This window comes from Vibrio sp. 1069 (assembly GCF_033340555.1).
Genome location: NZ_JAWOWP010000559.1, coordinates 1 through 614 on the forward strand (window position 1 = coordinate 1; position 614 = coordinate 614).

The window sequence follows — 614 nt, forward strand, 5'->3', positions numbered from 1 at the left end:
TCCATCCTCAACGACATCATCAGGCAATGTCGCCGTGAAGTACTGACCGCACGCATTGCAGCGCAAGCGTTCCATAACATGCTGCTCAGCTACGAATGGGCTTTGCCCCGTGATACGCAGCAAGGTAGCCGGCTCATACTTATACAGCTTGCCTTGATGGCAGTCCGGGCATGCATCGCCTTTCCTTAGGTCGGTTAATTTGTGCTGAGTAACTTTTGTTTTTACCGGCACATCAGGTTGAGTCGCTTTAGGTTTGGACCGTTTTTGACTACGTTTTTTGTTCTTCTTGGCTTTCTGGCCAAGCAGGGTATCCATGGTCTCTGACGATCTGACCATCCCCACCAGTTTACGCAGTTTATGCAAGGTAATATCGTTATCAGATAAGCGCTCTTGTATGGCCGCCAGCGTTTTTAATGCTTTCAACAGGATATGACAATCTTCCGCGCTCAGTGCCAGGTCATGCTCTTTCGCCTCCTGCACTCGCTGGATAAGTCCATCCAACTCTTCGCTATCTATGTCGGTAAACTCTTGCGCCACTTTCTATCCTGTCGGCTAATGTGCTCTGATGATGTATCTCATTATTTCAGCTCAGCATGATCGGTCAACTCGATCGA

1 protein-coding gene is annotated in these 614 nt (G+C 48.7%); it reads right to left on the reverse strand.

Going from position 1 to position 614, the window contains the following annotated elements; genetic code table 11:
- The coding region (locus tag R7040_RS27725; protein WP_411978222.1) for a hypothetical protein at positions 1–537 on the reverse strand (537 nt) is incomplete at its 3' end.
- Positions 538–614 lie beyond the last annotated feature (77 nt).